The organism is Candidatus Neomarinimicrobiota bacterium (assembly GCA_012964825.1).
Classification (GTDB): Bacteria; Fidelibacterota; Marinisomatia; order Marinisomatales; family S15-B10; genus UBA2125.
The window spans coordinates 1-4,352 of sequence record DTTI01000026.1 but is presented as its reverse complement, the minus strand read 5'-3'; the positions used below and the strand labels follow the sequence as shown (position 1 = coordinate 4,352).

General features: G+C 46.5%; 4 protein-coding genes. 1 reads left to right on the top strand and 3 read right to left on the bottom strand.

The genetic code is table 11. The annotated features are described in order from the left end of the window. Both EYO21_01645 and EYO21_01640 read right to left on the bottom strand, forming a co-directional pair. A partial coding sequence (locus EYO21_01645) for a hypothetical protein (protein HIB02513.1) occupies window positions 1-458 on the bottom strand: 458 nt, incomplete at its 3' end. Continuing rightward, on the bottom strand, window positions 448-1,728 hold the full coding sequence (locus EYO21_01640) for an amidohydrolase family protein (GenBank protein ID HIB02512.1): 1,281 nt from the start codon (window positions 1,726-1,728) through the stop codon (window positions 448-450). The genes EYO21_01640 and EYO21_01645, both read right to left, overlap by 11 nt. A 269-nt stretch (window positions 1,729-1,997) precedes the next feature. Here EYO21_01640 and EYO21_01635 point away from each other — a divergent pair, with 269 nt between their 5' ends. Then, window positions 1,998-2,462: an Hsp20/alpha crystallin family protein gene (locus EYO21_01635; protein HIB02511.1), complete on the top strand. Its 465-nt coding sequence runs from the start codon at window positions 1,998-2,000 to the stop codon at window positions 2,460-2,462. A 46-nt stretch (window positions 2,463-2,508) separates the two neighbouring features. On the opposite strand, the gene EYO21_01630 is transcribed toward EYO21_01635, so the two are convergent. Further along, on the bottom strand, window positions 2,509-4,290 hold the full coding sequence (locus tag EYO21_01630; protein ID HIB02510.1) for a hypothetical protein: 1,782 nt from the start codon (window positions 4,288-4,290) through the stop codon (window positions 2,509-2,511). Window positions 4,291-4,352: the final 62 nt, after the last annotated feature.

Here is a 4,352-nt window from a genome sequence, read left to right as displayed (position 1 = left end):
TTTGCTTTCCGTCCCTCTTCTCCAATCGTTCCGGCTTCCCACGCCTCATACGCTGACCACTGACCACCAGTAATCCAGATACCAGGAGCAAAGCGCTCATGTACCTCATGTACCTTATTTACAAATTTTTTCTCTTCATGAATGTCCATCAGATTAAGACCGAACACAATCCGGCCGGTCCATTCGAAATGGACATGGTTATCATTGAAACCAGGTGTCACAAAGAGACCTTGGAGATCTATAACTTCTGTAGCCCCTTCCCTCACATGTTTCCCGACATCTTGATCTGAGCCTACATAGATGAACTTCCCATTCTTCACTGCCACTGCCTCAGCGGTGGGGTTACTCTTATCTACTGTCCACATGGTGCCGTTTTTAAGAACAAGGTCCGCTTTCTGGGATGACCCCCAAGAAATAAGTAGAACTAGGCATAACAGCTTTAAACGGCTATTCCTCATTCTTGTAAACCTTTCCGTCCTTCATCACAAACATCATGTTTTCCATGGCACGAATGTCATCGATAGGATTGCCTTTAACGGCGACAAGGTCCGCCAGCTTCCCTGCCTCGATGGATCCTAGTTTGTCATCAACCCGCTGAAGTTGAGCGGCATTCAGGGTTGCAGCGATGATGGTATCCATGGGCTTCATGCCTGCTTTTACCATTAGAGCGAACTCACCCAGATTGTTATCCCCTGAGAAATCTGTTCCAAACACTATTCTGACACCGCCCTTGTATGCTCTTTCCAGCGCTTTCTTGGTAACCGGTCCCACCTTGGCCGCCTTTTTTTGAACGACTTCCGGGAAATAACCCTCTTCTTTCGCTTTTTCCGTAGCCCATTCAGCCACCGTTAAGGTTGGAACTAAAAAAGTCCCCTTCCGCTTCATCAACTCCACAGCTTCATCATCAATAAATGTTCCATGTTCTATTGAATTAACGCCTGCCCGGATAGCGCGCTTCATCCCTTCTATTCCATGGGCGTGCGCTGCAACAGGTAAGCCGTACTCCCGTGCTGTAGTAATAATTGCTTCAAGCTCATCATCAGTGAACTGGGGGTTTTGGCCGCTGGTTGCCACGCTCATGACGCCACCTGTTGCTGTTATCTTGATAAGATCAGAGGTCTCTTTGTACCTCTGGCGAACAGCCTTTCTTGCATCATAGGGTCCATTAATCACACCTTCTTTAGGGCCAGGATCACCCATGAGGTCCGCCCTCATACCGTTTGTTGGGTCAGCATGACCACCGGTAGTGGCAATTGATCTACCTGCGGTAAAGATCCGTGGTCCAGGAACAACACCTTTATTAATAGCATTCCTCAACGCCACTGTAGCGCCAGCCCTATCACCTACATTTCTCACTGAAGTGAAACCCATCATAAGTGCTTTTTCAGCATTAGCAACAGCACGTATTGTGTAATCCTGCGGGTTAAGAGTGAACTTCTCCATGTAGCGGTTCTTGCTTATGATGGAAGTGAGGTGACGGTGCATATCCATGAGGCCGGGCATAAGAGTCACATCACCGAGATCGATGACACGACTCTCTTTCGGGAGTCGCCGGGGGTTCACTGATTCAATCCTGTTTCCCACAATGACCACTGTGGCATTTTTTACTAGCTTGCCTTTCTGAACATCCACCAAGCGGTCAGCTTTTAGCACAATAGTTTCTTCACCGACGGCAACCGAAAATGAAAAAGTCAGTAAAATGACTACTACTACAATAATCTGTCTCATCATCACCTCCTATCTCGATGGCTTAATGATACTGCTGAATTTAGACGAGTGTTTATTGCCCTTCAACATGGAATTAGGCTGGAAAAACAGTCAAATTATCACAAAAATTTAAAGGGGGGTGCCATATGTGCAGTACAATACTGACGTGCCTTCCTTCCTTTGCGCATATATGGCAGACCTTCACTTTTGGCACACCCTTTGCCTTATAGGGGGCGAACCTAGTGGTTCGATGATTAAAAAGTTAAACTTAAAATAAAAGGAGATTAACTATGTCATTAGTCAAGTGGACACCAAGAAACACGTTCCTCTCACCGTTTGTCGGTGAGTCGATGCTGTCCGACATGGACCGTTTCATCAACTCTTTCTTCAGCGGTGGCTTTGACCAAAGCCCTGTAACCAGTGCCAACTGGCTGCCTGCCTTCGATGTCATTGAGAAGGAGAAAGAGTACGAAATCCGTGTAGAGGCCCCAGGAATGGAGAAGTCTGACTTCACCATCACCGTTAAGGATGGGGTCCTCACCATTACCGGTGAGAAACGGGCCGAGAGCAGTAATGATCGTAACGGTTATGCTTACCGTGAGTCACAGCACGGCAAGTTCTCCAGGTCTTTTCGGCTACCTGAAGAGGTAAACGAGAAGAAGGTCAGCGCTAATTATAAGAATGGTGTGCTCTCTATCTCTGTTCCCAGATCCAAGTCTGTGGAATTAAAAGAGATTGAAGTTCAGATCAAGTAGCGGTCTTGAAAACCGCGACAGAAAAAGGGGGTTTCGGCCCCCTTTTTTATTCAGCGTACATGGCTTCGATCTGATCAGACCAGTTAGCGCTTATCTGTTTGCGCCTGATCTTAAGAGTGGGGGTTAGCTCACCGTCATCAATGGTGAAATCCCGCGGAAGGATTGAAAACTTTTTCACCTGTTCCGGGCTGGAAAACTGCTGATTTAATTCGTCAACCTGCGACTGAACTTCTGTTCGCACCTCTTCACTGGTGGTATATTCTTCAAAGGTGTGACCAAGCTCTTTAAGTTTCGCGCTCTGTCCAACCGGGTCTTTGGGCACTTCGTTTGGATCCATACCAAGCTTATCCCGCAAAATGGCGCCTGCATCAAGTGTGAAGAGAGCACTGCAAAACTTCCGGCCATCTCCTACCAAAAAGCTTTGAGAGATAATCGGTATGGACTTCATTGTCTCTTCGATGATTAGCGGCGCAATATTCTTCCCGCCTGAAGTGACATAAATTTCTTTCTTGCGGCCAGTAATCTTTACGAAGCCGTCAGTATCAATTTCTCCCACATCACCGGTATAGAGCCAACCATCCACCAGCACCTCGTCTGTTGCCTCTTTGTTTCTATAATAACCCTTCATGACGTGGCGGCCCTTAATGAGAAGCTCCCCGTCAGAAGCCACTTTCATTTCCGTGTTTGGGAAAGGTTGTCCAACGGTCCCGATTTTATTTTTTCCGTGATAGTTGATTGTTGCACCGGCTGTATCCTCCGTCATCCCGTACCCTTCAAAAACAGGGACACCCAGAAACTGAAAAAGAATAAGAATGTCCGGGTTGATGGGTGCGGCACCAGTAATGGCAAAACGACAGTTGGCCATCCCTATCTTTTCCCTGAGCTTTCCTTTTAAGACACCTGACAGCCCGGGTACTTTCAGAAGAACCTTAAGAATGGCTTTAGCATCCAGAGCTGCCTTAACATTCGAATAAATCTTTTCATATATCCTAGGTACACCAATGAATAGGTGGGGTTGTACCTCTTTGGTATAGTCAACCACGTTCAACGGATTGTCTGCAACATACATATGTAACGCGTTTTTCACCCAGTAATGGTTGTCCACCAGTTGGCCAAACACGTGAGCCAGGGGCAACCATGAAACATACTTTTCGCCCTGTTTAAAATCCATAATGGCATCTGTGGCATCTAGTTCGAAGTTCCAGTTGTCATGGGTAAGCTCAACCCCTTTAGGATTGCCAGTGGTTCCAGAAGTGTAGATCAGTGAAGCTGTATCATCCATAGAGATGGCGTTTGTTCTCTCCATCACCTGTGAATCCTCGACAGAACTCCCCTTTCCGATAAAATCATCCCATGTCATCACCCTGGGGTTTTCCAGAATTTCAACCCCATTCATCATGACCACATGCTCTATTTTATCCAACCGGTCTAAAACTTTCATTAGACGGTGGTTTGGCATTTTCTCGGTTTCCCCATTATCCATTGGATTATTTCCAACAAAGACAACCTTCGAATCTGAGTTGCCCACTACCCATTCCACTTCCTCGGGTGAGCAGGTGTGATAAACACCTACGCCAGCACCGCCGACCATCTGTGCCGCAGCATAACAGCCATACCATTCTTTCCTGTTGTAGCTGTAGATACTCAGTTTGTCATTTCGGTCAAAGCCTAGGGCCACTAACGACTTTGAAATATCCATAACGTAAGATGAGAATTCAGCCCAGGTATCAGTTTCCCAACCACCATTGGTTGGTGACGAAAGTGCGGGCTCATTTGCATGTTCCGTTGAGTTGCGTAAAAGTCTTTGTGGGGTCGTTTCAGCTGACATGTGGGTTAAATCCTTTCCTAATTTCTGTTTTGAGAAGAAACATCAGATTCTGACTAAAAAAT

What these genes read in the sequence shown, in the direction of transcription:
- EYO21_01630 (HIB02510.1), bottom strand. Translation starts at nt 4,290, where the DNA reads ATGTCAGCTGAAACGACCCCACAAAGACTTTTACGCAACTCAACGGAA.
- EYO21_01640 (HIB02512.1), bottom strand. Translation starts at nt 1,728, where the DNA reads ATGAGACAGATTATTGTAGTAGTAGTCATTTTACTGACTTTTTCATTT.
- EYO21_01635 (HIB02511.1), top strand. Translation starts at nt 1,998, where the DNA reads ATGTCATTAGTCAAGTGGACACCAAGAAACACGTTCCTCTCACCGTTT.